This window comes from Myxosarcina sp. GI1, from assembly GCF_000756305.1.
Taxonomy (GTDB): Bacteria; Cyanobacteriota; Cyanobacteriia; order Cyanobacteriales; family Xenococcaceae; genus Myxosarcina.
Genome location: NZ_JRFE01000016.1, coordinates 225,437 through 250,842, shown reverse-complemented (window position 1 = coordinate 250,842; position 25,406 = coordinate 225,437). Strand labels below are relative to the sequence as shown.

The 25,406-nt window shown below is 40.2% G+C and carries 27 protein-coding genes; 16 read left to right on the top strand and 11 right to left on the bottom strand.

All coding sequences use genetic code 11. The features are described 5' to 3' along the window. Nucleotides 1-10 precede the first annotated feature (10 nt). Genes purQ through KV40_RS12740 form a run of 3 tightly spaced genes read left to right on the top strand, consistent with a single transcriptional unit; the run spans nt 11 to nt 2,510 of the window. Entirely contained in the window at nt 11-703 is a 693-nt protein-coding gene (gene purQ, locus KV40_RS12750; RefSeq protein WP_036481809.1) for a phosphoribosylformylglycinamidine synthase subunit PurQ, read from the top strand. Next, nucleotides 700-1,665 carry a glycosyltransferase family 2 protein gene (locus KV40_RS12745; protein ID WP_036481806.1) on the top strand — a complete coding sequence of 322 codons (966 nt, stop codon included), beginning with the start codon at nt 700-702 and terminating at the stop codon, nt 1,663-1,665. The genes purQ and KV40_RS12745 overlap by 4 nt, the downstream gene beginning before the upstream one ends. Before the next feature lie 35 nt (nt 1,666-1,700). Further along, the gene (locus tag KV40_RS12740; protein WP_036481803.1) at nt 1,701-2,510 is read left to right on the top strand and encodes a glutaminyl-peptide cyclotransferase; all 810 of its coding nucleotides are present in this window, start codon (nt 1,701-1,703) and stop codon (nt 2,508-2,510) included. Between the two features lie 41 nt (nt 2,511-2,551). On the opposite strand, the gene KV40_RS12735 is transcribed toward KV40_RS12740, so the two are convergent. Together KV40_RS12735 and KV40_RS32130 are read right to left on the bottom strand one after the other, a co-directional pair. Further along, nucleotides 2,552-2,866, bottom strand: coding sequence for a hypothetical protein (locus tag KV40_RS12735; protein ID WP_253274245.1), 315 nt, complete (start codon nt 2,864-2,866; stop codon nt 2,552-2,554). A 381-nt stretch (nt 2,867-3,247) separates the two neighbouring features. Continuing rightward, on the bottom strand, nt 3,248-3,577 hold the full coding sequence (locus KV40_RS32130) for a hypothetical protein (protein ID WP_052055603.1): 330 nt from the start codon (nt 3,575-3,577) through the stop codon (nt 3,248-3,250). A 196-nt stretch (nt 3,578-3,773) separates the two neighbouring features. Between KV40_RS32130 and KV40_RS12725 the strand changes: the two genes are divergently transcribed. The 3 genes from KV40_RS12725 to KV40_RS12715 all read left to right on the top strand — a co-directional run bounded on the left by KV40_RS12725 (nt 3,774) and on the right by KV40_RS12715 (nt 5,238). Next, nucleotides 3,774-4,382 (top strand): hypothetical protein, encoded by a 609-nt coding sequence (locus KV40_RS12725; RefSeq protein ID WP_036481800.1) that lies wholly within the window; start codon nt 3,774-3,776, stop codon nt 4,380-4,382. A gap of 63 nt (nt 4,383-4,445) precedes the next feature. Continuing rightward, on the top strand, nt 4,446-4,760 hold the full coding sequence (locus tag KV40_RS12720; RefSeq protein WP_036481797.1) for a carbon dioxide-concentrating mechanism protein CcmK: 315 nt from the start codon (nt 4,446-4,448) through the stop codon (nt 4,758-4,760). 127 nt (nt 4,761-4,887) lie between these two features. Then, the gene (locus tag KV40_RS12715) at nt 4,888-5,238 is read left to right on the top strand and encodes a carbon dioxide-concentrating mechanism protein CcmK (protein ID WP_036481794.1); all 351 of its coding nucleotides are present in this window, start codon (nt 4,888-4,890) and stop codon (nt 5,236-5,238) included. Between the two features lie 61 nt (nt 5,239-5,299). Here KV40_RS12715 and KV40_RS12710 read toward each other — a convergent pair whose 3' ends face one another. From KV40_RS12710 to KV40_RS12700, 3 genes are all read right to left on the bottom strand, one after another. Continuing rightward, the gene (locus tag KV40_RS12710) at nt 5,300-5,824 is read right to left on the bottom strand and encodes a hypothetical protein (RefSeq protein ID WP_253274244.1); all 525 of its coding nucleotides are present in this window, start codon (nt 5,822-5,824) and stop codon (nt 5,300-5,302) included. Nucleotides 5,825-6,115: 291 nt separating this feature from the next. Further along, entirely contained in the window at nt 6,116-6,574 is a 459-nt protein-coding gene (locus tag KV40_RS12705; RefSeq protein WP_036481791.1) for a hypothetical protein, read from the bottom strand. Nucleotides 6,575-6,845: 271 nt separating this feature from the next. Continuing rightward, nucleotides 6,846-8,558: an ABC-F family ATP-binding cassette domain-containing protein gene (locus KV40_RS12700; protein ID WP_036481788.1), complete on the bottom strand. Its 1,713-nt coding sequence runs from the start codon at nt 8,556-8,558 to the stop codon at nt 6,846-6,848. Nucleotides 8,559-8,836: 278 nt separating this feature from the next. Between KV40_RS12700 and KV40_RS32125 the strand changes: the two genes are divergently transcribed. The 3 genes from KV40_RS32125 to KV40_RS12685 all read left to right on the top strand — a co-directional run bounded on the left by KV40_RS32125 (nt 8,837) and on the right by KV40_RS12685 (nt 11,393). Next, nucleotides 8,837-9,598 carry a response regulator transcription factor gene (locus tag KV40_RS32125; protein ID WP_052055602.1) on the top strand — a complete coding sequence of 254 codons (762 nt, stop codon included), beginning with the start codon at nt 8,837-8,839 and terminating at the stop codon, nt 9,596-9,598. A 173-nt stretch (nt 9,599-9,771) separates the two neighbouring features. Further along, a complete protein-coding gene (locus tag KV40_RS12690; RefSeq protein ID WP_036481785.1) occupies nt 9,772-10,698 on the top strand; it encodes a TonB family protein in 927 nt (308 codons plus the stop codon). A 41-nt stretch (nt 10,699-10,739) separates the two neighbouring features. Further along, a complete protein-coding gene (locus KV40_RS12685) occupies nt 10,740-11,393 on the top strand; it encodes a MotA/TolQ/ExbB proton channel family protein (protein ID WP_036481783.1) in 654 nt (217 codons plus the stop codon). Nucleotides 11,394-11,431: 38 nt separating this feature from the next. On the opposite strand, the gene KV40_RS12680 is transcribed toward KV40_RS12685, so the two are convergent. The 3 genes from KV40_RS12680 to KV40_RS12670 all read right to left on the bottom strand — a co-directional run bounded on the left by KV40_RS12680 (nt 11,432) and on the right by KV40_RS12670 (nt 14,269). Then, a complete protein-coding gene (locus KV40_RS12680) occupies nt 11,432-12,439 on the bottom strand; it encodes an HD domain-containing phosphohydrolase (RefSeq protein ID WP_036481781.1) in 1,008 nt (335 codons plus the stop codon). 323 nt (nt 12,440-12,762) lie between these two features. After that, nucleotides 12,763-13,644: a tRNA (5-methylaminomethyl-2-thiouridine)(34)-methyltransferase MnmD gene (locus KV40_RS12675; RefSeq protein WP_036481778.1), complete on the bottom strand. Its 882-nt coding sequence runs from the start codon at nt 13,642-13,644 to the stop codon at nt 12,763-12,765. Continuing rightward, a complete protein-coding gene (locus tag KV40_RS12670; RefSeq protein ID WP_036481775.1) occupies nt 13,637-14,269 on the bottom strand; it encodes a molybdenum cofactor guanylyltransferase in 633 nt (210 codons plus the stop codon). Before KV40_RS12670 ends, KV40_RS12675 begins: the two co-directional genes overlap by 8 nt. A gap of 26 nt (nt 14,270-14,295) precedes the next feature. Between KV40_RS12670 and KV40_RS12665 the strand changes: the two genes are divergently transcribed. From KV40_RS12665 to recJ, 3 genes are all read left to right on the top strand, one after another. Then, nucleotides 14,296-14,661, top strand: coding sequence for a hypothetical protein (locus tag KV40_RS12665; protein WP_052055601.1), 366 nt, complete (start codon nt 14,296-14,298; stop codon nt 14,659-14,661). A gap of 360 nt (nt 14,662-15,021) precedes the next feature. Then, entirely contained in the window at nt 15,022-16,521 is a 1,500-nt protein-coding gene (locus tag KV40_RS12660) for an LCP family protein (protein WP_052055600.1), read from the top strand. A 54-nt stretch (nt 16,522-16,575) separates the two neighbouring features. After that, complete coding sequence (gene recJ, locus KV40_RS12655) at nt 16,576-18,591, top strand: single-stranded-DNA-specific exonuclease RecJ (protein WP_052055599.1); 2,016 nt, start codon at nt 16,576-16,578, stop codon at nt 18,589-18,591. Nucleotides 18,592-18,616: 25 nt separating this feature from the next. Here recJ and infC read toward each other — a convergent pair whose 3' ends face one another. Further along, on the bottom strand, nt 18,617-19,147 hold the full coding sequence (gene infC / locus KV40_RS12650) for a translation initiation factor IF-3 (protein WP_036481772.1): 531 nt from the start codon (nt 19,145-19,147) through the stop codon (nt 18,617-18,619). A 215-nt stretch (nt 19,148-19,362) separates the two neighbouring features. On the opposite strand from infC, the gene KV40_RS12645 reads away from it, so the two are divergent. Both KV40_RS12645 and ilvN read left to right on the top strand, forming a co-directional pair. Further along, complete coding sequence (locus tag KV40_RS12645; protein WP_036481769.1) at nt 19,363-20,271, top strand: alpha/beta fold hydrolase; 909 nt, start codon at nt 19,363-19,365, stop codon at nt 20,269-20,271. Nucleotides 20,272-20,455: 184 nt separating this feature from the next. Next, nucleotides 20,456-20,980, top strand: a complete 525-nt coding sequence (gene ilvN, locus KV40_RS12640) for an acetolactate synthase small subunit (RefSeq protein WP_036481766.1) — start codon at nt 20,456-20,458, stop codon at nt 20,978-20,980. Here ilvN and KV40_RS12635 read toward each other — a convergent pair. Together KV40_RS12635 and KV40_RS12630 are read right to left on the bottom strand one after the other, a co-directional pair. Continuing rightward, nucleotides 20,975-21,805, bottom strand: coding sequence for an alpha/beta fold hydrolase (locus tag KV40_RS12635; RefSeq protein WP_052055598.1), 831 nt, complete (start codon nt 21,803-21,805; stop codon nt 20,975-20,977). The genes ilvN and KV40_RS12635 overlap by 6 nt on opposite strands. Nucleotides 21,806-21,870: 65 nt before the next feature. Further along, nucleotides 21,871-22,587 carry a 1-acyl-sn-glycerol-3-phosphate acyltransferase gene (locus KV40_RS12630; protein ID WP_036481763.1) on the bottom strand — a complete coding sequence of 239 codons (717 nt, stop codon included), beginning with the start codon at nt 22,585-22,587 and terminating at the stop codon, nt 21,871-21,873. A 470-nt stretch (nt 22,588-23,057) separates the two neighbouring features. Here KV40_RS12630 and metG point away from each other — a divergent pair, with 470 nt between their 5' ends. Then, entirely contained in the window at nt 23,058-24,656 is a 1,599-nt protein-coding gene (gene metG / locus KV40_RS12625; RefSeq protein WP_036481760.1) for a methionine--tRNA ligase, read from the top strand. Between the two features lie 101 nt (nt 24,657-24,757). After that, the gene (locus KV40_RS12620) at nt 24,758-25,375 is read left to right on the top strand and encodes an NYN domain-containing protein (RefSeq protein WP_036481757.1); all 618 of its coding nucleotides are present in this window, start codon (nt 24,758-24,760) and stop codon (nt 25,373-25,375) included. Nucleotides 25,376-25,406 lie beyond the last annotated feature (31 nt).

The window sequence follows — 25,406 nt, the reverse complement described above, 5'->3', positions numbered from 1 at the left end:
AATAAGATCGATGAAATTTGGCATTATCGTTTTTCCTGGCTCCAATTGCGATCGCGACGTAGCTACTGTAACTCAAGGATTGTTAGATCTTCCTACTCGTATGGTGTGGCATCAAGAGCGAGATATTGAAGATTTAGATGTGGTAGTCGTTCCAGGGGGATTTAGCTATGGTGACTATTTACGGTGTGGAGCGATCGCGCAATTTTCTCCCGTAATGTCTAGCGTTGTCGAACACGCCAAACAGAATAAATATGTAATTGGTATCTGTAATGGCTTTCAGGTATTAACCGAAGTCGGATTACTGCCTGGAGCTTTAATTCGCAATCGCGATCTGCATTTTATTTGCGATCGCGTACCAATTAGAGTCGAGCGGCAAAATACTCCCTGGACTCGAAACTACGAACCCCATCAGGTTATTACCCTACCAATCGCTCATGGTGAAGGTCGCTATTACGCCGATAAAAATACAATTCAAGAATTAGAAGACAGCGAACGGGTTTTATTTCGCTACTGTAGTCCATCGGGAGAAATTGACGCAGAGGGCAATTGCAACGGTTCGCTTAATAACATTGCAGGCATTATCAACGAACGGGGTAATGTCTTAGGCATGATGCCCCATCCAGAACGAGCGTCCGATATTGCCCTGGGGGATACTGATGGTCTATCTATTTTCAAAAGCTTGTTGGGTCAGTTAGTGCGATGAAGCTAATTATTCAAATTCCCTGCTATAACGAAGAAGCTACTTTAGGATTGACTCTCTCAGAACTACCCCGCAGCTTACCAGGCGTTGACGAGATAGAATTTCTCATAATCAACGATGGAAGTCGCGATCGCACTTTGGAAGTAGCTAAAGCTTGTGGAGTCCACCATATCATCAACCTCGAACACAATCAGGGGTTGGCAAAAGGCTTTATGGCGGGGATTGAAGCTTCACTTAAAGCGGGTGCAGACATTATTGTCAATACCGATGCCGACAACCAGTATTGTGCTGCCGACATACCCAAACTAATCGCACCCATCTTGGAAAATAGAGCCGAAATCGTCATTGGTGCCAGACCAATTCAGGAGATCGCGCATTTTTCGCCAGTTAAAAAGTTTCTGCAAAAACTAGGCAGTACGGTAGTGCGCCTTGCCAGTAAAACCAATATTCGCGATGCTCCTAGCGGTTTTCGCGCCATTAGCCGCGAAGCAGCTTTAAAACTAAATGTTTTTAATGAGTATACCTATACTCTAGAAACTATTATTCAGGCAGGACAAAAAGGCATGGCGATAACTTCGGTGCCGATAAGAACCAATAGTTATTTACGTCCCTCTAGATTAGTCAAAAGCATACCTGCATATATTCAGCGGTCTATTTTGACTATCGTTCGCATCTTTATGACTTATCGACCGCTGCAATTTTTTACTATCTTAGGCAGCATACCTTTTAGTTTGGGATTTTTGTTGTGCCTACGCTGGTTATTGCTGTTTTGGGGAATTTTTGGCAGTAACACTGACAAACCTCGCGTTCCCAGCTTGATTCTCGCAGCTATTTTGATTTTGATTGGTTTTCAACTATGGATTTTTGGTTCTATTGCCGACCTTATGGCGGTTAATCGGACTTTACTAGAAGACATTCAGCTAAGATTGCGGCGTAACGAATTGAATAAAACATCAAAAGGATAAAATTAGATAGATTAAATATTTTGAAGCGATCGCTCTTGTCTAAAATTGATAAAAAAAAATACTTTTTTTTGCTGTTATTAATTGCAGGATTAACTATGTGGTTTGGTATGGAGAAATTTAAAGTCTCGCCAATCCAAGCGCAAAATTCAGTGCCAATTTGTGGTTATCGAGTTGTTAACACTTATCCTCACGACCCTAATGCCTTTACTCAGGGTTTAGTTTACAGTCACGACACACTATACGAAAGCACTGGATTGAGAGGAAGATCGTCCTTGCGGCAAGTCGAATTAGAAACTGGAAAAGTTTTGCAAATTCAGCGTTTAGATAATCGTTATTTTGCTGAAGGTTTGACTTTGTGGCAAGAGCGACTAATTCAGCTTACCTGGGTATCCCATACTGGTTTTATCTACGATCGCCAGAGCTTTAAGAAATTAAATACTTTTACCTATCCAACTGAAGGTTGGGGTTTGACACATAACGATAGCCAACTAATTATGAGCGACGGTTCGGACACGCTTTACTTCCTAGATCCCGACACATTTCAAGAAATTAGGCACATTCGGGTAAAAGATGGGCAAAAACCAATAGCAAATTTAAATGAACTTGAATATATTAATGGTGAAATTTTAGCCAATGTCTGGTTGACCAATCGCATTGCCCGTATTTCTCCTCAGACTGGTCGAGTTATAGGCTGGCTCGATTTGACGGGAATTATCGATCCTCCGCCCGCTTTAGAAACTGGGGCGGTATTAAATGGAATTGCTTACGATGCTTTAGAAGACAGACTGTTTGTGACTGGCAAACTCTGGAATAAGCTCTTTGAGATTGAGATATCGTGTCAATAAACCTTCCCAAACGGCAAAATTATTAGGTAAGGTAACAGTCGCTAATTAAGTGTAGATATTAAATAGTTAATAGAGCTTTTAAACATATCCATTGACAACTCATTTAGGTTATAACTGCATTCAAAAGCAGATTCTCTATCGTAGCTTTTTAAGCTAATTACTCTTATATCTATTTTGGCAATTCTAGGATTGGCAAATACTGTTACTTCTAGTTTAAATTTGTTGCCTTTATAGAAATAGCTTGGTACTTCTGAAGATCTTAAATAGGTTTTATCGAATTTGCTGTCTAAAAAACTAACTACTGAAGCAAAGTTGCGATCGATAGCTTGCCGATCGTATTTGTCTAATAATGTCATAAGTTTAAATTGAGCAATTAACAAAGAATACACTTAAATAATATTAAAAGGTAAAGTCAAACTTTAGTAAGATGTTCACCTGCCAGAAAATAAAGATATTTGATTTCTCTACTTGAAAGATAAGTTTTAAAAAATAGGCGTAAATCTAAGGAAATTTTCATTGACTGCTAACCAATTCAAAAAGCATTGTTATAAAAGCTTTTAACTTCGGCTTCTTAGCCAACTGCCGCTTCTCGAACAATGAGTTCGATTAGAATTTTTTACTTTCAATAACATTAATGCTTTTTGAGAAAGAATGCGAGTTTTAGCCATTGAGTGCGATCTCTCTTATAAAGTTGGCACTACCTGCGTTTCTTCCCTAGTTTTACGCCTTATTATTTATTATTTGTCGCGGTCGAAAAATTCTTTGGTAGACTCAGGCACGGGTTCACCTAAATTGAGCTTTTCAGACGCGCTTTTGGAGCTATCGTCTTCTTCGGCTTGCTGCGACATTTGAGCTTGCATTGCTCTCCGTTTGGCTTTAGCCGATTCATATTCTGCATCGTTTATAGTATCTTCTCCAGCCATATCTACTGCATCTCGCTTTAATGGTTCGGCAGCAAAAGCTGTATTGTAGTTTCCACTACTGAAAACCAAACTCGAAAATAAAGCGATCGCTACTAGACTGGCGATCGCTAAGCGACGTAAGTTACTTTTCAAAAATGTAAACATTTTTACTGTTAATTATTTGCTAATACTTCAAATTATCTATTCTTCTAGCCTCTCATATTTTTTGCCATCTTACCTAAGATTGACCTTTAATAAATTTATTTAAGGCTGAAGCATTATACTTCACTAAGAAATAGCTTTAGTTGCAGTTGGTGGGGTTAAAATTTTAATTAGGTATAGGAGTGACCCAGCTCGATTGATGACTTATACAACTCAAGAATTGATTAGAATACTCGATCGCGAACTACAGGAAAATTGGAAAGGGCGGCGGATTGTCTTGTCATCAAATAAACGCATCAACGATCCTGTAGTAGCCAAAGCCTTAAATATGGAGCGAGTTAGTAAAGTTTTTGCCTATCAGGATTTTCGCCATCAAATACACGAGTATCAGCAACAGCATCAAGTATCTGCTATTTTGTGGCGTAGCTGTAGCTTTAAGCAACAAACGATTCGCTATCCAGAAACTCACAATCAGCTACTGCCCATTTCAGGAGATAAAAAAATTTTAATGCAAGCCAAAGATTCTATTCTCAATTTTTGGCACGAAGTCACTGTAGGAATGAATTTTTGGCTGGTCAACGCACCAGGAAGCAATCATAAAAATCGCCATCAAAAAATTACTTCTGACTATGTAGGTAAGCTGGTTCAACAAACAGAGTGGGCTGAAATTGATGCTACTCGTACAGAAGTTTACTTGGGTTTGTGCTGGGGCGATCCTGCCGAATATCGCTATCAGTGGGCTAAACCCAAATCGGGATGCGATCGCATCGTAGCCTCTGTCGATCGTCCCAGCCAAATTAAAATTTAATATAGTTTTTCACCGAAACTCAAGCGATCGAGATATATTATTTTTAAAGCTCGAAGAAAATTTATGTCTCAACAACAAGCAGTAGGCGTAATCCAAACTCTAGGTTTTCCTGCGGTTTTGGCTGCGGCAGATGCTACTTTGAAAAATGGTCGTGTAACTCTGGTTTATTTTGACAAAGGTGAAAGCGGTACCTTTGTAATCGCTATTCGTGGACCTGTTGCAGAAGTCAAACCCGCTATGAAAGCAGGATTTGAAGCGGCAGACAATACCTTTGGTGGCAAGGTAGCTACTCACTATATAGTTCCCAATCCACCAGATAACGTGGTTGCTGTTTTGCCCATCGACTATAGCGAAAAAGTAGAGCCTTATAGAGTTTAGAGCGATCGCATAGGTTAAACAGCCTATATTCAAAAGCTCTAAAACCAGCTAAAATTGGAACTCGTAGATATATACAATATATATTTATTTACTTTTATTATTAACTAATTAGGTAAGGAGAAAGTGTATGCCCGCTCAATCTGCGGTAGGTTCGATTGAAACCAAAGGCTTTCCAGGTATTTTGGCAGCAGCCGATGCTATGGTGAAAGCAGGAAGAGTTACTCTCGTTGGTTATATTAGAGTTGGTAGTGCGCGATTTAATATTAATATTCGCGGTGATGTTTCCGAAGTTAAAACTGCTATGGAAGCTGGTATAGAAGCTGTCAAAAAAGCAGAAGGGGCAACCTTAGAATCCTGGGTAATTATTCCTCGTCCTCATGAAAATGTCTGTGCTGTACTTCCTATTGACTACACTGAAGAAGTGCTGCCGTACCGCGATCGAGTTGAAGGTAGAGTTTTACCAATAGGACGTGGTTAAATTCAATTTCTTAGAGGGCGGTCGATAAGCTGCCCCTATAGTTTTTTTAATAGCGAGTAAATTAACCCAAACTTCTGGCGAGCAACCTTCTCTTTATAGCTCCGACATAGAGAAAAATTGGAAACTGATAGTACTCTATTAACAGCCAAACCAGACAGAGTAAATGGGTCAAAAAAGTTAGCACCGTCCAGAATACGGGCAGCCAAGATAAAGGACTACCTGGTAGGGGAGGAAACAAATAAGTTCCCAAACCAACGATTGAAGTGGGAAAAATCACGAAACTCAGCCCAAATAATAGATAACCCCAGCCAATTTCGGTACCTTCTCGATGTATACCCTTCCAATTTTTACCATTCCAATACCAGGTTAATGGTAGTTGACTATCAGCCATTTTCAAAAGCTGTTTATCAAAATTTGCCGTAAAAATGTGCTGGCAGAAGTTACAGGCAAAGGTTTCCATTAGTGGCATCGCCGCAATTTTTCCGTGACGACACACAGGACAGGAGTATTCTCCCAAAGCATAAAAGCGATTGGATTCTACCCACAATCCTTTTGAGAGATCGCTATTATTTTGCGGTTTATACATACACCTTATAATTAGAATAATTAGAGCGACATTAATATTAACGATCGGAATTTGAGCTTGCTTAATAATCGAGGAAAGCAAGGCAAAAACTCATGCGGGACCTCGACTTAAAACTACTAAAGCAAAGCTTTTTTCAGCATTTTTAAAGCACGAAAATTTCATTATAGTAATAATAATTTGTTGAGGGAGCGATTAATTTCAATTTGATATAAATATCAATATTTAAACTGCTAAGTTCGATTGTCAAACCTCCAGTCAGAAACAATACTTAATTAGAGCAATCGCTCGTACTCAGGCAATATCGGGGGGAACTTGAGTAATTTGCTGGAGTTGCTGTTGAATTAGTTGAAACAAGCGATCGCGCCGTACCTCGATCCCTGTATTAAGATTGTGAGAATCATTAAGAAAAAAAATGCTGTCTACCTGTTCTAAGGAAAACAAACGAAACAATAGGTGAGTCACGGGAATAGCAGCAGCAATGATACTAGGATCGGCATTGGCTTGAAAAGTTGCAGCATCTCTAACACTAGTGAAAGCATAAATAACTTTTTTTTGCTGGCGATCTGAGTTGGCGATAGTTGTTAAAACCCAGTTTTCCTCTAAATTTTGGAGAATGTAATATTCTGAATGCTGCAATTGTTCGGCAAATAATTGCAGCACTGGAGCGATCGCTTTTTGAATTATTATGGGTGAGATTCCATATTGTGGTGCCTCATCTATCAAAATTTTTAGTTGATTTTCTAAGTCCATTATTTTAGATCGATTGCGCTAGATAGTTATACCAATTCTCGAAGATAATGAGAGAATTGGGAGGAAACAGGCAATAGGCAATAGGCACTAGGCTAAAAGAAGGGTTTAAGTTCTTATAACAATTAAAGTTACATTTCTATCTCTCCAGTTACTTTTGAGCAGCGACCCCGCGTCTTTTCAAGACGCTAGGGAACGCGCTGCTTTGAGAAGCGGTATTACCATTACCTATTACCTTCGTTTTTTTTAGGCTTAATGTTTTTAACAAAACCCACTACACTTTGGATTTTTTTTGTTTTTTCTTTGCAGCTTGCTTGGCTCTTTTTTCTGCTTGTTTAGCAGCTTTTTTTTCTGCTTCTAGTTTTTGTCTGGCTCGTTCTTTTTCTTCAGCAATTTTATCTAAATAGTAGTGATAATCTCCTAGATAAACAACTAATTCTCCGTCACGAATTTCGACAATTTTATTAGCAGCTTGAGAAATAAAATAGCGATCGTGAGAAACAATAATTGCTGTTCCATCATATTGTTGTAAAGCTTCTTCCAGCATTTCCTTGGCAGGAATATCCAGATGATTGGTCGGCTCGTCTAAAATTAAGAAATTGGCGGGAGAAAGTAACATTTTTGCTAGAGCCAGACGTGCTTTTTCGCCACCGCTCAAAGCTTTGACTGGTTTAAATACCGTATCGCCACTAAACAAAAATTGTCCTAATAAAGTACGAACTTCCTCGTTTTTCCAGTCTGGTACTTCATCATGAATAGTATTCATTACCGTTTTTTCGAGGTCTAAAGCTTCGGCTTGATTTTGCTCGAAATAACTGGGAATTACATTGTGCTTACCCAAAGCTACCGTTCCCTCATCATGGGGTTCCATTCCCATAATCATGCGGAGCAAAGTCGATTTACCCGCACCGTTTGGACCTAAAATTGCAATGCGATCGCCCCGTTCGATGGTCAGATCCGCGCCTAAAAACAAAATGTTGTTGTCATAGGTGTGAACTAAATCTTCGATTTTAACTACTTCTCTACCGCTACGAGGAGAAGGAGGAAAACGAAACTTCAAACCGCGTAGATTTGCTGTAGGAGCTTCAACCAAGTCTACTTTTGCCAACTGCTTTTCACGGCTTTTAGCCTGAGTACTTCTAGTGGCACTGGCGCGAAATTTTTCGATAAATTCTTGCTGTTTGGCAAGTTCTTTTTGTTGGCGATCGAAAGTAGCCTCTTGAGCGGTTCGATTTTCAGCTTTTTGCTGTAAGTATGCCGAGTAATTACCAAGATAAGTAGTCGAAAAACCCCGTTCGGTTTCAACTATTTTAGTACAGAGACGGTCGAGAAATTCTCGATCGTGAGAGACGACTACCATAGGTGTGTTGATACCTTTAAGATAGTTCTCTAGCCATTCAATAGTTTCTAAATCCAGATGATTGGTCGGTTCGTCTAACAGTAAGACATCTGGTTCTTGCAACAAGATTTTCCCCAAACTCATTCGCATTTGCCAACCACCGCTAAAGGAACTTACCAGGCGATCGCCATCTTCAATACTAAACCCCATTTCAGGTAGAATTTTTTCAATTTGGGCATCCAAAACATAACCGTCTAAAGCTTCAAATTTTCGCTGTAGCTTATCTAACCGTTCGATTAATTTATCGAGTTCTTGCGGAGTGGCAGTCTCCATTAACTGTTGCACTTTATACATTGACTGCTGAATTTTATTGGCTTCGGAAAAAACAGTCCAAAATTCTTCTTTTACAGTCCGTGTTGGTTCGACTTCAAACTCTTGAGTTAAATAAGCAATACGCAAACTGGTAGGACGAATGACTTCTCCCGCAGTTGGTTCGACTTCGCCAGTAATAATTTTTAGCTGGGTAGATTTTCCCGCACCATTAACTCCTACCAAACCTACTTTTTCGCCTACTTTTACTTCCCAGGTGACATCTTTGAGAACTTCTCCAGTAGGATAAATTTTACTTACACGTTCGAGTCTCAGCATTAACAGTCTCCTGAAGCAATAAAATATCTTATCGAGCAATTTTTAGTCGAGATTTGCTCTTTACTACACTATAGTAATAATTTTTTGTTTGCCCTGTTGGATCTATTTCTCAGGTGTTCCTCTATAATCTTGATATATATTACATTTTATTAAAATTAAATATCTATCTAGAAAAATTTTGGCTTTATCCTTGCAACAGGAAAAAACTCAAATGAGATGTTTCAGAAAATCTCATCAGAAATTTGTACTATGCTGTTTTAGATCGAGCGACCAAATAAATGATTAAACTTGCTATAGTTGACGACCAAAGCACTATCAGAGAATTTCTAAAAATTCATTTAGATAGCATACCAGACATCTCGGTTGTAGGAGCGGCTAGTAACGGTAAAGAGGCAATCGATACTATAGAAAAATGTCAGCCCGATATCGTACTTATGGATATTGAAATGCCTATTATGAATGGCATAGAAGCCACAAAAATTATATCCGAAACTTTCACTAATGTAATGGTTGTATTGTTTACTACCAGAGACGATAAACAGCAGTTAAATTTGGCTTTAAGAGCGGGAGCGAGAGGTTACGTTTTAAAAACTACCAGTCCCAAAGATTTGGTTGAGATTATTCATTTGACGGTAAAGGGATTTTTTAATCTCGGACCGATTATTGGTAACTGGAATGAAGAAACTACTTCTAGTGCCATTGAAACCGAAGAACCAAAAATTTCTCTGTCGCGGTCTAATGCGTCCGTTCTTCTTTCAGACCTTACCGACCGAATCTTAGAACTAAGACGGGCAGTCGAATCTCAAGAAACTAAAATTGTCAATTTAACTAACAAAATTGCTTACGGACAAAACGAATTTAGCTCTCGCTCAGATCGAAGAAAATTGCTAAATGGCAGATATTCAGGTCGTACTTCGGTCAAATATTATTTAGATAAAAAACGACAAAACACATTGTTTATTAGTGGTTTTTTACTTGGGGCATTTATGGTGGTAACAATTTTAGTTTTATTTGTAGCTATTAAAACCTTTGTCTTATAGACAGAGGTTTTTTATAACTGGCAAGCAAAGTGTCAGAACGCGATAATAATTGAGATAGACTAAGTGGCAAATTTTATTTAGCTCAAACCCTAGCGTTAGAAATTTTTTAAAAAATAACTGTGGACAAAAGCCATTCTGCTCGACATCGTTACCAAACATTCTCGATCTTTATCTTGACTTCGGTAGCAATTCATCTAGCTGGATTGCTAATTTGGCTGTGGTTGGAGCGATCGCCATCGACTACCACACAAAACACACCCACTCCGATTGAGTTTATCGAAGTTCCTGCCGAAACAGCTACTAAAGAACCCCCGCCAGAAACTAAGCGACAAGCGACTCGTAACTCCATCTCACGGGGCGAGGTAAAACCAGAATTGCCTCCTGCAAATGACAACACTGGTGAGTCGGCAAAGGAACTCGATTCGCCACCAAAACCACAAACACCAACTACAACTGCGCCAACGGCAGTAGCTCCCCAGACAGTTCCTACGCCACCAGCACCCAAACCGCTAGAACCTCCTGCTAAACCTTCAAAGACACAAAAACCGTCAGCTACAGCTAAAGCTCCAACTCAAAGTGCGAAAGTAGCTCAGCCCAACTCAGATGTTTTGACTACTCCAACATCTCCAACCACTACTAAACCTGCTGCCCCAAAAAAAGAATCAGTTGCTGCAAATTCTCCCGATACGGGTGCGTCTAGTTTGTTAGGTGGTAGTTATCAGCGATCTTTTGCCGACGATGCTGGAAGTACATTTTTTAACCTTCAGGCAAATGCTAGCCAAGAAGCCCAAAATTTTAGTGGCTTGGATGCTCGGCAAAATTTGGAAATGAGTTCGTATTTTGACGAGATTAGACGACGGGTAAAACGTAACTGGAATCCTCAAGTTGCCAGTGACGAACGACATACCGTACTTACTTTTGTCATTCAACCAGACGGCAATATTACCCAACTAACTATAGCCAGCTCCTCTGGTTCGGAGCTAGCCGATCGCGAAGCTCTAGCAGCGGTAAGACAATCGGCACCTTTTGAGGCATTGCCTGCAAGCTATCCCCGAAATTCTTTGAATATTGAATTTAACTTTAATATCTATTACCGCTAGAATGCAATCTAATCAATCTTTGGCAGTATTGTTCTAGCTATATGAATGCAATTCAACTTTTTAAAACAGGTGGAGTGGTGATGTTGCCGCTCTTAATCCTTTCAGTTATTTCTCTAGCAATGATTCTGGAGCGATCGCTCTTTTGGTGGCGTTTATCACGTCGGCAAACCAAGTTACTCGAACGCATTCTCAATCTTTACCGAGATGATGTGGAAATGACCAAGACTTTGCTCAAACGCAATCGACAGCTACCGATCGCGCGAATTTTTTTGGTTGCTATTTCTCTCAAGCGTTCGACACCGCAAAAGTTTGAGTTGGCTTTAGAAAGTGCCGTACAAGCGGAAATTCCAGTTTTGAAACGATTTAATAATGCTTTTGGGACGATTATCAGTATGGCTCCACTTTTAGGCTTACTGGGAACGGTTTTAGGCTTGATTACTTCTTTAGGTTCTTTGAAAATTGGCGATTTTCAACAGTCTCAAGCTACAGGAGTAACCTCTGGCATTGGAGAAGCTTTAGTTTCTACCGCTGCAGGTTTGGTAGTGGCACTAGTTACCCTATTTTTTGCTAGTACCTTTAAAGGTTTGTATTCACGACAATTGGCTACGATCCAGGAGTATGGAGGACAGCTAGAATTGTTACACTTAGAAAAATACGAACGACAACAAAGTGAGTTTGGAGTTTATAGTTCGTAGTTGGTAGTATTGGCGATCGCTACTACCCATAGCAACGCTTAATTTTCGTGAATAAATGCAGCAAAATTAGCAACCAAACTAGGATTGCGCCAACCTTTTTGAGTTTCTTCTGTAATTATTGCCAGAGCTTCATTGGGAGTATAAGCCTGTTTGTGCGGACGTTCGCTAGTTAGAGCATCATAAATATCAATAATTTGAAATACTTGAGCTAAATAGGGAATGCTGTCCCCTGCCAACCCATCGGGATAACCCGTTCCATCCCAGCGTTCGTGATGATGTCGAATAATGGGCAGTACACCACTGCGATTGCGTAAAGGCTGACAAATTTTTTCGCCAATCAAGACATGCTGACTAATGAGTTCTTTTTCCTTAGCGGTTAACTTGCCTTTTTTTAACATGACAGCATCGGGAATGGCGATCGTACCAATATCGTGAAGATGGGCAGCAAATAGTAAATTATCGATCTCTTCGGGTGTAAGCTGTAAGTATGTGCCAAAATCCCTCGCTAAAACTGTGGTTCTGGCGGAACTTCCCCCATCAGAGGAACGGCTTTCTACAGCTTTGGCAATAGAAAACAAAACCTGTTCTGTTTGATACAAACCATCGTCGAGACGTTTGCGTTCGATTAGAGATTTAACTCGCGTTAATAGTTCGATACGATCTATAGGCTTAATTAGAAAGTCATCTCCGCCAGCCCTTATTCCTTTAAGACGCTCCTCGCGAGAGTCGGTAACAGACATCAGCATAATCGGAATATTGCCAGTATCAGAATTTTGCTTTAAGCGTCGACAAATTTCAAAGCCATCTATTTCTTTCGTCATCACATCTAAAAGAATGATATCTGGCTGTTGTTCGATTATATGCTCGAATATTGTCGAATTGTTGTTTACTTCTGATATTTCATAGCCATCAAACGATAGTAAGTCTGCTATGGTCATGCGACTGAGACGGCAATTGTCGATAATCAAAATTTTAGGAACAGTAATAATGCCAATATTATTGAACCTTGGTGAATTAACCTTAGCCGATGAGAAAAATCCAGACATTTTTTCAGACTACAATTTCTTAGTAACTAGTATATTAGCTGTTTATTTGTCTAAAAAATAAAGCTAAAATTATTAATCTTCAAAGAGAGTACGATAAGGCTTTAACAGAAATAATGTTTTCTTTATAACTCAAAAATAACTGGCAAGCCGCACTTAATTGTATACAATATCCACGACACAGTAACTTGATAATTATTCTCGATTTTTTATTTTGTTGTTCGATCCTACTTATTATGCTGGCAATCGAAGAATTTGAGATCGGTTTTATTACGGATATTTTTCGGGCAAATTTTACTTCGTAGTTATTAGTTAGATATATTTACTTAATTTGGCAGTCGCTCGCGCGACATTAGCCACCTTTTTTTCCACTTGGACGATGGCTCTAACTGACTATTATTTTGTTCTTGTTGACGGCGAACCTCGATTTCGGCAGCAGAAGCATTCAACCAGCGATCGCGATAGGGAACAGCCGCACGAGTAACGAGATGTTCGCGTTCTTGCAGTGTCAGTGGCGGTAAATTAGCTGCTGCCAAACTAGCAATTGTACCTGGAGATCTATTAGCAAGGTAAATCGAACCAAATTGCAGTCCAGCAAGAGATAAAGCCGAACGCACTGCCGCCGCACAAGAATATGTTGCCAATCTGCCCGACGGCTTGAGACATTTAGCTACTATGGCGATAAACTCTACCGTCCAAAGCTGAGGACACTTAGGTGGCGAAAAAGGATCGAGAAAAATCGCATCAGCCTGCCATCCCAAGCGAAAAATTTGCTGGATAGTCTGTCTGGCATCACCAAACAACAATTTTGCCTTTAAATATCGCTCTGTTATCTGAGAATTAAAAGCTAGACCATCTAAGAGTTGGGGAATTGGTTGTCGCCAGGAAGATAACAACCGCTTCAAGCTAGCCTGACGGGGAACGGACGGTTCGAGTTCCAAGCCAAATAACTCAATGTGACATCGAGGATTTACCGACCAAATTGCTTCTATAGCTGCTGCACTGTTATAACCCAAACCATAGCAAACATCGAGTAGATAAATTTTTGTACTTTGTCTGGCTTTTGCTTTAATTAAAGTAGGTTCGACATATTTTGTTTCTGCCTCCTGTTTGGCACCATGATAAGAATGAAAAGCTTCGTTAAATTTCTTCGAGAAGAAAGTTTGAGAGCCATCATTGGTGAATTGAGGAACGAACTGTTCATTCATAGTTTGCCTGTTTTTCCTTGGCGATGCGCCAATCTTTGGGCGTATTGCAATTGAATAAAATTTGTCTATCTTTAACTGGTAACTCTCTAACCTGATAACGTGCGAGCCACCCTTGAAAAGACTTACCACCCTCGGCAATATAGGTTTCGAGTAACGGCAAACAACTACAGCGATAAAAACCACATAAAGGTTCCCAGCCTTTGGGGTGACGCGGTAGCAGAGCGATTTCTGTGGATAATACTGTTGCCAAATAGGGAATCCACTGTTTAATTTGAGACGAAGATAGCAGAGGTAAATCGCAAGGAAGTAGTAATACCCATTTAGATGTTACCTGTCGTAATCCCTGAGTAAAACCAATTAATGGTGAATTAGAGTTGCGTTCGGGTAAAACTAATTTTTCTTCTATTAACTTACATCCTGGTGGTAGGATATCTCGATATTTATAAATCCAAGGTGTTACTACGTAAACCGAGGTCGAACACTCAGCAGCAATTTGGCACATTTGAAACAGCAGAGTTTTGTTTTCCCAAGTTAGCAAAGCTTTATCTGTTCCCATACGAGAACTTTGACCTCCAGCCAAAATTAAAGCCGTAATCGATCTTTCGATCTTGTCTGTGTCTGTCATTAAACTAGCGATCGCAGTATAGGTAGATGAATAATCGACATTCAGTTTCAGAAGCCCAAGAACAGTATTGGCAGCTATGGATTTATTTGTTGCCAATAGCAGGCATAATCCCCGCTATTTGGACTTTAAGCCGAAAAAAGGGTAATACTCGACAGCAAAAAGTCAGTCGTGTTGCTATTAATTTACTGCTAACTTGGTCGTCAGCATATATTTTACTGTTACTGAGTGCCGATCGAACTTCAGATCTATTGGCTTTTCGAGTGCTGTATGCTAATGCTTTATTGACTACAGGTTATTTTTTAACTTGCTTATGGTTAATGACTCGGCTCAAAGCAGGAAAAATTCCTCATTTATTCGTCAGTGATAAATCGAGTAAAGTCTCAGATTGCTAGCTAATATCCTACTCACCCAGTAGTGTCATTCAGTAGACGTTGTATCGGCTAACTTTAAAATCGAACTTTTTGGGTTTTTTCAAAAGTTGACCAGAACAAATACGCGCTCGAAATGACAAATAGCTTAACCAGGTCGCCAAAAAATAAAGTGTAAATACTTATGGCACAATTTAGCGATCGATGCTGTCATTATTTAAATTGAAAAGCTAAGATCGATATGTATTTTTAATGTATTAAATATGTACGTAAATTTAGGCAAGTATGAAACAATCGTTAAGCTCAATTAGTCCATAATCTATACTTACGTGTACCCAATAGTTAAGAAAAATTACTTTTTATAGCATAGTGTGAGGATATTCAGTGCCACTCAAAAAAGTCCATCGAGTCTCTCCTTCAGGAAAAAAATCTAGGTCAAATAACGAGCGCAGTCACCGTCGTAAAACTCGTACTACAAACAAACGCCGAGGAAAAACTATTGTTATTGGCTTGGGATTGGGTGCAGTTTCTCTGGTTTCAGCAGCAGTAGGCGCGTTTTTGGCAGTTAATTTTTCAGTTTCATCTCCCTTACAACAGGCAAAGTTATCACCAGAAGAAGCAGAAGTTTTTAGTCAGGAAGAAACCGTAGACGCTAAAACTTTAAAGATTCCAGAATTATCTCGTCCTGTAAATATCTTAGTTTCGGGGATCAAAGTTCTTACTTCTGACTTAAAAGATAATCCTAGTTCCTCACCACCAGAAGCTGGCTATTTAGAATTAGTCAATTCTTTTGAAGGTCTGAGCGACACCATGTTGCTGTTGCGATTCGATCCCCAGGCGGGAAAACTGGCAGTTTTGTCTATTCCTAGAGACACCCGTGTAGACTTAGATGGGCATGGCATCGAAAAAATCAATCGTGCTAATGAATATGGCGGACCCGCTTTAACTGCTGCTACAGTCAGCGAACTATTAGGTGGAGTTAGCGTCGATCGCTATGTGAGAGTCAACATTCAAGGAATTGAAAAATTAATTGATGCTTTAGGCGGCGTTACGGTCAACGTTCCTAAAGATATGAAATACAATGACTTTAGCCAGCATCTATATATCGATCTTAAAAAAGGCAGACAGCATTTAGATGGAGATAAAGCAGTACAGTTTTTGCGTTTTCGCTACGATGCTTTTGGCGATATCTCCAGGGTACAACGACAGCAAATGCTGATGCGCTCTTTAGTAGAGCAGAGTCTAAAACCTGCAACTATAGTAAAAATTCCTAAAATCCTATCTGTCATTCAATCTCACATTGATACTAACTTAACTGTAAAAGAATTAATGGCTCTGGCTAATTTTGCTGCCAATACCGAAAGGTCTGATGTCAATATGATGATGCTACCAGGAGGCTTTAGCGGCGATGGCAGGTCGGGGATTAGCTATTGGCTGCCAGATAGCGATCGCATCGATACCATGATGACCCAGCATTTTGCACTGCCATCCCACCAACTAGAAACCGACGAGCCTTATGTTTCCTGGGAAGAACAAGCTCACGCTCGCGCTGCCAAGTTAAACATCTACCTGCAAAATAGCACCGATAATTCGCAAGCAGCGAATTTAGCAAGGGAAACTCTAGCCGAAGCTGGCTATAGAAGAATTTCTTTCGGTTATGACCAGCCAGACACGCTAGCAGAAACTAAAATTATCGCACAGTCGGGAGATGCTGAAGCTGCCAAGCAAGTTCGTGCCGTATTAGGGTTGGGAGAAGTAGTGGTAGAAAGCACTGGAGTTTTAGGTTCCGATATAACTATCCAAATTGGTGAAGATTGGCTACAAAAAACCACCGTAGATTCTACTTCTACTATTGATACTCTTAGAGAAGATACTGCTTATTAGATGAAAATAAGACAAACTTCGATATCTTAAGATAGATGTCTTCCATTGCCTTTAATGAGCGATAAATCTTCAGCCGCCGCCAGCCAACACCATACCAATAAGCGTTTACCCAATCAAAGATGGCAAATTGCCCCGGCGCAGCCAGCTAAAGCCGCGCAACTAAGTATTGCTATCGAACTACTTTCTTTAGTCGCTCAGGTAATTATTAATCGCGGCATAGAAACTTTAGAGACAGCTCATATCTATATCCAACCAGAATCTCAACAGTTACCTTCTCCTCTGTCAGAATTTTCCGATTTGGCGAATAGTGTCAAACTATTGCAACGAGCGATCGCCGATGGTGAAAAAATCGCGATCTGCGGTGATTACGATGCAGACGGCATGACTAGTACGGCTTTACTGCTAAGAGCTTTAAACCATTTAGGCGCAGATGTCGATTATGCTATTCCCAGCCGCATGAAGGATGGCTACGGCATCAACAAGCGCATTGTTGAAGAATTTGCTGATTCTGGAGTAGGTTTGATTTTAACCGTCGATAACGGCATTTCTGCTTACGAACCAGTCGCGCTAGCAGTAGAGTTGGGTCTGAGCGTAATTATTACCGACCACCACGATTTACCGCCAAAATTACCTCCTGCTGATGCGATTCTAAATCCCAAGCTGCTTGCCGATACTTCTCCCTACAAAGGACTGGCAGGTGTGGGAGTGGCGTACATTTTAGCAGTAGCTACCGCTCAAAGTTTGGGTAAATTAAAAGGTTTGACCGAACGTCTTTTAGAATTGTTTACATTAGGCACAATTGCCGATCTCGCCCCATTAGTAGGGGTAAATCGCCGTTGGTTAAAACGTGGTTTGCGTGCCTTACCAAATTCCCAATTGTTAGGAATACAGGCATTAATGCAGGTAGCGGGAGTCAAAGAAGAACAGAAACAGCTGCAACCAGACGATATTGGTTTTAAATTGGGTCCGAGAATTAATGCCGTAGGACGAATTGGCGATCCCCAGCTAGTAATCGAACTTTTGACTACCGACGAACCAGGTTTGGCATTAGAAAGAGCCATGCAGTGCGAACAGATTAACCTCAAGCGGCGGCAGCTATGCGAACAGATCGAACGTGAGGCGATCGCATTAGTAAGAGAAACTCCCATTCCCTGGAAGCAATCGCGAGTATTAGTTGTAGTATCGGCAAACTGGCATCACGGAGTAATTGGTATTGTTGCTTCTCGACTAGTTGAACGGTATGGGGTTCCCGTGTTTATCGGAACTTACGAAGACGCTGAAAAAAACACGATTCGCGGTTCGGCGCGGGGTATTGAAGAATTTAATATCTTTGAAGCTTTAAATTATTGTCGAGATTTACTAGGTAAGTTTGGCGGACATAAAGCCGCAGGTGGTTTTAGTTTTCCAGCCAGTAATTTAGATAAACTCGAACAAAAACTTAGTGATTTCGCACATAAATCGCTAAAAATAGAGCATCTCAAGCCATTAGTAAAAATAGATGCTCTTGCTAGTCTAGAAGAAATTAACTTGCAACTTTACCAACAAATCGAAAGTCTACAACCTTGGGGTATTGGCAATCCTCCCCCCGTTTTCTGGACTCCAAAAGTAATTATCAAAGAGCAAAAAACTATTGGTAAAAATCATCTAAAGCTAGTCTTGCAAGAACAGGGTTCTAAATCCGAAATAAAAGCGATCGCCTGGCGTTGGAAAGAATATTTTCCCCTACCGAGTCCTTTGGATATTGCCTACAAACTAAAAGAAAACCATTGGCAAGGCGCTACCAATATCGAACTAGAGTTAGTAGGCGTTAGAGTTCCCCAAGCCCCAACTAGCGATCGCCAAAACGAGCAAGGAGTTTTTACCCATAATGGCAGGATTTACACCTGTAGTCTGCTCGATGATGCCAAAAAATTAAGCATTAGAAACGATCGCGGTAAAGTCTTGGTAGTCGCCAGGGGCGATCGCTTTGGTTTGTTAAAAACCACCAAAGAAACCCAAAAAGTCAAAGTTACTAAGCCGCCTTATTTTCAGTTAATTAAGGCGGCATTAGCGGTGTTAAACGAGAAATAAAACTAGAGCTTGTGCTTGTCTCTTCCTACTTTTTCGGAGACAGCATCATCATCATGTTACGTCCCTCTCGTTTGGGAGATTGCTGAATCTCTGCCACGTCTTCAAGATCGGATGCCATTCGCTGCAGCAGCTTTTCTGCCAGGTTAGAATGCTGAATTTCGCGACCTCTAAAACTTACGGTAGCTTTGACCTTATCTCCTGACTTAAGAAAGCGTTGAGCGCTCTTGACGCGCACGTTGTAATCGTGTTCTTCGATCTTATAGCGCATCTTTACTTCCTTGATATCAGCATTATGCTGTTTTTTCTTCGCTTCCTTTTGCTTTTTATCTTGTTCGTATTTGTACTTACCATAGTCCATAATTTTGCAGACGGGAGGATCTGCCGTCTCGCTGACCAGGACTAGGTCTAAATTTTTTTCTCTAGCTACGGTCAAAGCTTCTTTAGGCGTAATGATGCCCAATTGCTCACCTTCAGAATCGATAACACGGATTTTGGGAAAACGAATTCTTTCGTTAGTTTTGGTTAGATCGCGATTATTGCGTCTTTTATCTATCACAGGCGTATCTAATTATTCCTTAGTAATCTGAGTATAGTTAAAGCAAGTATCTTATTTACTTGCTATTTTACCGAGCGAGATTTAAAAGGAGCATTATGTTAACTTTTATTTTTTAATTTAGCAAATTAACCTTTTAACCGTCGCTTCAGCATTTAAAAGTGTTTGAGACTTAAAATTAACGTACTGTAAATAATTTTTAAGCACATTAATTAATTGTGACCGAAAATCTTTCTTGGCAACAGCGTATTGGCAATCAACGCGATTGGGTTTGGCGAGGCTGGCAAGTTCGCTATAGCTTTATTCGCAGCAATCACAGTATAGGCAAAGTATCTCTGCCACCGCTAATTTTTATTCACGGTTTTGGCGCTAGTATCGAGCATTGGCGCAACAATTTATCCGTAATAAGTCAATACTATACGGTATACGCTTTAGACTTATTAGGATTTGGTGCCTCTAGAAAAGCTAGCGTTGACTATAGTGCAGATTTATGGCGCGAACAGATTAGAGATTTTTGGCAGACTTTTATCGCTCGACCGACAGTTTTAGTCGGCAACTCTATTGGTTCTTTGGTTTGTCTCAGCGTTGCCGATACTTATCCCGATATGGTTGCTGGTTTGGTTATGTTGAGCCTGCCCGATGTTTCGGTACGACAGGAGATGCTGCCGCGTCTCCTTCGTCCTGTGGTTACTAAACTAGAAGACTTAGTAGCATCCCCTTTGTTAATCGAGAATTTATTGAAATTTCTTAGAAAGCCTGGAATAATACGTCGCTGGGCGAGAATAGCCTATCACGATAAAACCGCAGTTACTGACGAATTAGTAGAAATTTTAGCCAATCCTGCCTACGATCGCGGCTCGGAAAAAACTTTATATTCTCTATCCAAAAGCGTCAGAAAAGCAGGATTTGCTGCCCCAGTCAAAGAAACCATACCGCGTCTCAATCTGCCTATGTTGTTGATTTGGGGGCTACGCGATCGCATGGTTCCTCCCCAGCAAGCCAGGGAGATCGCGGCTTTAAATTCTCAGATAGAGTTAGTCGAACTAGAAGATGTAGGTCACTGTCCCCACGATGAATGTCCCGATCGCTTTAATTCTCTCTTACTAAGTTGGCTACAAAAGTTGTAAGCTTTAACATCTGTTAGCTTCTTGTAAGTTATCTTACTTAGATGATATACTAATTAACTTTACAAACTATGATGGATGGCGTTTGTTTATTGTAGCCATGAGGTACAAACCAAACGCGAAAAATATTTACTAAAATTTAGTGCTCGGTAGCTAGTGCCTAGAGCATAATGACTAATTATTAATGATGAAACATACAATTTCTGTATTAGTAGAAGACGAAGCGGGAGTTTTGACTCGCATTGCTGGGTTATTTGCCCGTCGCGGTTTTAATATTGAAAGTCTGGCCGTCGGTCCTGCCGAACAAATGGGCATCTCGCGGATTACTATGGTGGTACCTGGAGACGATCGCATTATCGAACAGTTAATCAAACAGCTTTACAAATTGATTAGCGTACTTAAGGTACAAGATATTACTGAAAAGCCTTGTGTAGAAAGAGAATTAATGTTGGTAAAAGTAAATGCCACCTCTTCCAATCGCGCTGAGGTAATTCAGGTAACTCAGATTTTTCGGGCGCGAATTGTAGATATGTCTGAAGATAGTCTAACAATTGAGGTAGTAGGCGATCCCGGTAAAATGGTGGCAATTATTCAAATGTTAAATAAGTTTGGCATCCGTGAAATTGCTCGTACTGGAAAAATTGCCCTAGTTCGTGAATCAAAAGTCAATACAGAATATCTCAAGTCTTTAGAAGCCAAAGTTGGATTATGAAGCTAGATTGGCTCCATAGTTTTCGCTCGGTAAAAAGTTTTGTCGGGCGAGAATTTCGTAAAGATCGAGTTGATTTTCCAGCAAACAAGCATGCCCGCTATGAGGCAAAATCGTCATTTTCGCATGAGATAGTAGAGCTACTAAGCGTCGTGCTTCTTCGACAGAGGGTAAAAGGCGGTCTGCCGCACCTGCCAAAATCAACGTGGGTATATCGATACTGCTAAGTTCTGCTGGAGAAACCTCAAAATCTCGTAGTAGTGCCAAACGGCGACTTACCTGTTGTGGTGAAAGCAGCTTCATCGCTTTAATTAAAGCTCTACGATCGTTAGGTTCGATGCGAGATAGTTCGGCTAAAAAAGGCAGTAATCCTACAGAAGAGTAACCATGTAGCCAGGGAGGCATCCACTGGACTAGATCGACTCCCCAGCCTAAAAAAGGTCTGCGATTGAAAGATGATGCGGGATTGGCTAAGATCAAACGCTGAATCAAATTAGGAGCAGTAAGAACGACTTTAATTGCCAGACAGCCCCCAAAAGATTCGCCGCAAAGATATACCAAACGTTGGGAATTGAAATTTAATTCTCGTTCGATTAGTTCGATAGTTTCTCTTGCCAAAATGTTCCAATTGCCCAAATGGTTAGCAGGGATCGACAAACAGCGCAAAGCAAAATTAGCTGCTAGTTTGGCTTCGTGTATTTGTAGTAATTCTCCAGTCCCATCCATACCAGGAATGTAAACAAATAAAGGAAGATTAGCTTCTCGCTTTACAGGGCGATCGCCAAAACCTTTTTTCGCTGGCAGAAAATGTAGTTGGGGATGTTTCATTTAAATAAACGCAGTTAAGAGATCGAAGCCAGTAAAAAATAAAAATACTTATTAACTAGTATGTATTATTTATTAAGTAATTCAGAAATTTGCGTATGGCAATGGTTAGTAAGATCGAGAGCGAGTTTTTTTGCCTGCTTGCCCTGATACTGCTCCTTTTTTTCATTGCCAATCCAATAGGGATGACCGATAGCAACCCTGACTCGATGGTAAATTATCATTGGGTGCGAACCAGAACGGTCAAAAAACGGTTCTTCTCGATCGAATCTTTTCAACCAGCGAATGGGAATTGTGGGATAAATCGTCTCATCCAAAGCAGCAATGGCAATCGGTAAAACCGCCAGATTAGATACGGGAACTCTCCAGGCTAAATGAGCAAATCCACGCTCGAACTTACCTAACTGGTTGGGTTTAGTTGGTTCGACCATTGGTTTGGTTCCTTCGGGAAACAAACCAACCCATTGCCTGACTGCTAAAAGTTCCGAAGCGCGGTCGAAAAACTGCTTTTTTTTGCGCCCAGATTCTGCCAGGGGAAAGCATCCTAATAAATCGACTGCCACCTGTCGAATCCCTGGTGCTTCTCCCATATAGTGATGACAGGCGATCCGCAATGGATAAGGCAAACTGGCGATTAAAATTGGTGCGTCTAAAAAGCTGCGGTGATTACTGACGACAATTACAGGAACATCTTGAGGAATACGAGCCGTACCTTCTATAGATAACTGAATATTAATTGCTGACAAAATAGAGCGAGCAGTCAAATGAGAAAGATCGAAATACATTTACGTAGTTAAACTTAAGGAGTAATTTGATTTGAGAGTCAAAAAGACTGTATGCCGACATAAAATAGTTAACAAATTTTTAATTTTTTTCAATCTCACGAAAGCTATATTTAAGACGGAAATAGTCAATTCAGGGAAAAAGTAGATTTATCTTACGAATTTTGTTAAATAAATCGCATAAGTATTAAGTATTTTCCATAGTGGCAATATTCATCTATGTCGTAAATAATACTGATAGTGAAAGCTCGTCAAGCTATAAACTATAAAAAGTATAATTTGTATTTTGCGTAACAAAACTAAGATTGCCGATAAACTATCGCTAAGCGCGATCGAACTCGATAAATCCTGCAATTCCCTGTTAGCTAATTAATTTTGTATAACAACCAAACTATAAAAACCTATGCTATTAAACACGATTTACTCTGAAGTTGCGGCTGTGGAGTTAAATTTATATCTCTAATAACTAATTAATGAACGATTATCAAACTAACTTTGACAGATTTACACTAACAACTCCTCTTTATTATGTTAATGATGTTCCTCACATTGGTAGTGCCTACACTACTATAGTGGCGGATGTTATAGCTCGTTTTCAACGTTTGCAGGGCAGATCGGTACTGCTAATTACTGGTACCGACGAACACGGGCTTAAAATTCAGCGCACGGCAGCCGAAACGGGTTTAGCTACTCAAGTTCATTGCGATCGCATCGTTGATAGCTTTAAGTCTCTCTGGGACAAGCTAAATATTAAATACGATCGCTTCAGTCGAACTACTGCTAACAACCATCAGGCGATCGTCAACGAATTTTTTCAACGTGTTTGGGATAAGGGGGATATTTATCTCGCTCGTCAACAGGGCTGGTACTGCGTATCTTGTGAAGAATTTAAAGAGGAAAGGGAACTAACTACAGATAAGTGCTGTTCGATTCACGTAAATAAACCAGTTGAATGGAGAGACGAGGAAAACTATTTCTTTCGTCTTTCTAAATACCAACAGTATTTAGAAGAACTTTATAGCAAAAGACCGAATTTTATTCAGCCAACCAGCAGACGCAATGAAATTTTAAATTTTGTCAATCGAGGTTTACAAGATTTTTCAATTTCGCGCGTCAATGTTGATTGGGGGTTTCCCCTTCCTGTAGATCCCAAACATACAATTTATGTGTGGTTTGATGCTCTTTTAGGGTACGTAACGGCATTACTAGAACCAGGAGAAGAACCAACTTTAGCTAATGCTCTATCGAAATGGTGGCCGATCGATCTGCATTTAATAGGTAAAGATATTTTACGTTTTCATGCGGTTTACTGGCCCGCTATGTTAGCTTCTGCTGAATTGACCGTACCAAAAACAGTGTTCGGTCACGGTTTTTTAACCAAAGACGGACTAAAAATGGGAAAAAGTTTGGGTAATACTTTAGATCCCTTTAGTTTGGTCGATCGCTATGGTGCTGACGCAGTACGCTATTACTTTATTAAAGAAATTGAGTTGGGTAAAGACGGAGATTTTAACGAAACCCGCTTTATCAATACGCTCAATGCCGATCTCGCTAACGATCTGGGCAACCTGCTCAATCGTACCCTGGGAATGTTGCGTAAATACTGCCAGGGCAATGGTCCACAGTTGAGCCAAGCCGATTTCGATCGCGAACATCCACTTAAAAAAATCGGGATAGAATTAGGCGATCGCGTCAGTCAAAACTACATGAGTTTTAAACTCTCTCAAGCTTGTGAAGACATTTTTGCTCTAATTCGCGCTAGTAATAAATATATAGATGATAGCGCGCCCTGGAGTCTGTTTAAGCAGGGAAAACAAGCTGAAGTCGAGCAAATCTTGTATGCAGTCCTTGAATCTGTTAGATTAACGGCTTATTTGTTATCGCCAGTTATCCCTAACTTAAGTAATAGTATTTACCAGCAGTTAGGATTTACTGGGGATTTTAATCGTATCGACGAAGGAGACGAGAAACAGCTTGAATTCGCGCTTCATTCTCAGTGGGGCAAACTAGCGGCAAATCAAAATTTGGGCAAAGCCAGCCCAATTTTTGCCAAACTAGAATTACCCGAGTAAAATTACGGTTTTAATTAATAATCAAAATAAATTTAGCTTTGACGATTAACTACAAATTTAATACATACAAAAAACAATTTTAATAAAATGAGGCAAAAAAAATGTTAGATAATTACTATGGAAGCGATCCGATATTTACTCCAGAGCAGATTCTGGAAAATAGAGGTAGAGTGGCAATATTTATAGATGGCTCGAACTTATTCTATGCCGCTTTACAGTTAGGTATAGAAATTGACTATAGCAAACTACTGTCTCGACTTACAGGAGGTTCGAGACTGCTGCGCTCCTTTTTTTATACTGGAGTCGATCGCACTAATGAAAAACAGCAGGGGTTTTTGCTCTGGATGCGCCGCAACGGCTATCGGGTAATTGCCAAAGATTTAGTACAGCTACCAGACGGCTCGAAAAAAGCCAATTTAGATGTGGAAATCGCCGTCGATATGATGTCGTTAGTAGGGGCATACGACACGGCAATTTTAGTCAGCGGCGATGGCGATTTGGCATATTCTGTAGATGCCGTCAGTTATCGCGGTGCTAGAGTAGAAGTCGTCAGTTTGCGATCGATGACTAGCGATAGTCTGATTAATGTTGCCGATCTTTATATCGATCTCGATCAAATAAAAGAAGATATTCAAAAAACTACCAAACATAGCGATCCCTATCGCAGTTTTTCGGGTTTTGGTATTTTAGAAAATTCTCCCAGTCCTGAAATAAGATAGTTTAAAAAATTATTTAGTTTTGTTTTTGTAA

What these genes read in the sequence shown, in the direction of transcription:
- purQ (WP_036481809.1), top strand. Translation starts at nt 11, where the DNA reads ATGAAATTTGGCATTATCGTTTTTCCTGGCTCCAATTGCGATCGCGAC.
- KV40_RS12745 (WP_036481806.1), top strand. Translation starts at nt 700, where the DNA reads ATGAAGCTAATTATTCAAATTCCCTGCTATAACGAAGAAGCTACTTTA.
- KV40_RS12735 (WP_253274245.1), bottom strand. Translation starts at nt 2,866, where the DNA reads ATGACATTATTAGACAAATACGATCGGCAAGCTATCGATCGCAACTTT.
- KV40_RS32130 (WP_052055603.1), bottom strand. Translation starts at nt 3,577, where the DNA reads ATGTTTACATTTTTGAAAAGTAACTTACGTCGCTTAGCGATCGCCAGT.
- KV40_RS12725 (WP_036481800.1), top strand. Translation starts at nt 3,774, where the DNA reads ATGACTTATACAACTCAAGAATTGATTAGAATACTCGATCGCGAACTA.
- KV40_RS12720 (WP_036481797.1), top strand. Translation starts at nt 4,446, where the DNA reads ATGTCTCAACAACAAGCAGTAGGCGTAATCCAAACTCTAGGTTTTCCT.
- KV40_RS12715 (WP_036481794.1), top strand. Translation starts at nt 4,888, where the DNA reads ATGCCCGCTCAATCTGCGGTAGGTTCGATTGAAACCAAAGGCTTTCCA.
- KV40_RS12710 (WP_253274244.1), bottom strand. Translation starts at nt 5,824, where the DNA reads ATGTATAAACCGCAAAATAATAGCGATCTCTCAAAAGGATTGTGGGTA.
- KV40_RS12705 (WP_036481791.1), bottom strand. Translation starts at nt 6,574, where the DNA reads ATGGACTTAGAAAATCAACTAAAAATTTTGATAGATGAGGCACCACAA.
- KV40_RS12700 (WP_036481788.1), bottom strand. Translation starts at nt 8,558, where the DNA reads ATGCTGAGACTCGAACGTGTAAGTAAAATTTATCCTACTGGAGAAGTT.
- KV40_RS32125 (WP_052055602.1), top strand. Translation starts at nt 8,837, where the DNA reads ATGATTAAACTTGCTATAGTTGACGACCAAAGCACTATCAGAGAATTT.
- KV40_RS12685 (WP_036481783.1), top strand. Translation starts at nt 10,740, where the DNA reads ATGAATGCAATTCAACTTTTTAAAACAGGTGGAGTGGTGATGTTGCCG.
- KV40_RS12680 (WP_036481781.1), bottom strand. Translation starts at nt 12,439, where the DNA reads ATGTCTGGATTTTTCTCATCGGCTAAGGTTAATTCACCAAGGTTCAAT.
- KV40_RS12675 (WP_036481778.1), bottom strand. Translation starts at nt 13,644, where the DNA reads ATGAATGAACAGTTCGTTCCTCAATTCACCAATGATGGCTCTCAAACT.
- KV40_RS12670 (WP_036481775.1), bottom strand. Translation starts at nt 14,269, where the DNA reads ATGACAGACACAGACAAGATCGAAAGATCGATTACGGCTTTAATTTTG.
- KV40_RS12665 (WP_052055601.1), top strand. Translation starts at nt 14,296, where the DNA reads ATGAATAATCGACATTCAGTTTCAGAAGCCCAAGAACAGTATTGGCAG.
- recJ (WP_052055599.1), top strand. Translation starts at nt 16,576, where the DNA reads ATGAGCGATAAATCTTCAGCCGCCGCCAGCCAACACCATACCAATAAG.
- ilvN (WP_036481766.1), top strand. Translation starts at nt 20,456, where the DNA reads ATGAAACATACAATTTCTGTATTAGTAGAAGACGAAGCGGGAGTTTTG.
- KV40_RS12635 (WP_052055598.1), bottom strand. Translation starts at nt 21,805, where the DNA reads ATGAAACATCCCCAACTACATTTTCTGCCAGCGAAAAAAGGTTTTGGC.
- KV40_RS12630 (WP_036481763.1), bottom strand. Translation starts at nt 22,587, where the DNA reads ATGTATTTCGATCTTTCTCATTTGACTGCTCGCTCTATTTTGTCAGCA.
- metG (WP_036481760.1), top strand. Translation starts at nt 23,058, where the DNA reads ATGAACGATTATCAAACTAACTTTGACAGATTTACACTAACAACTCCT.
- KV40_RS12620 (WP_036481757.1), top strand. Translation starts at nt 24,758, where the DNA reads ATGTTAGATAATTACTATGGAAGCGATCCGATATTTACTCCAGAGCAG.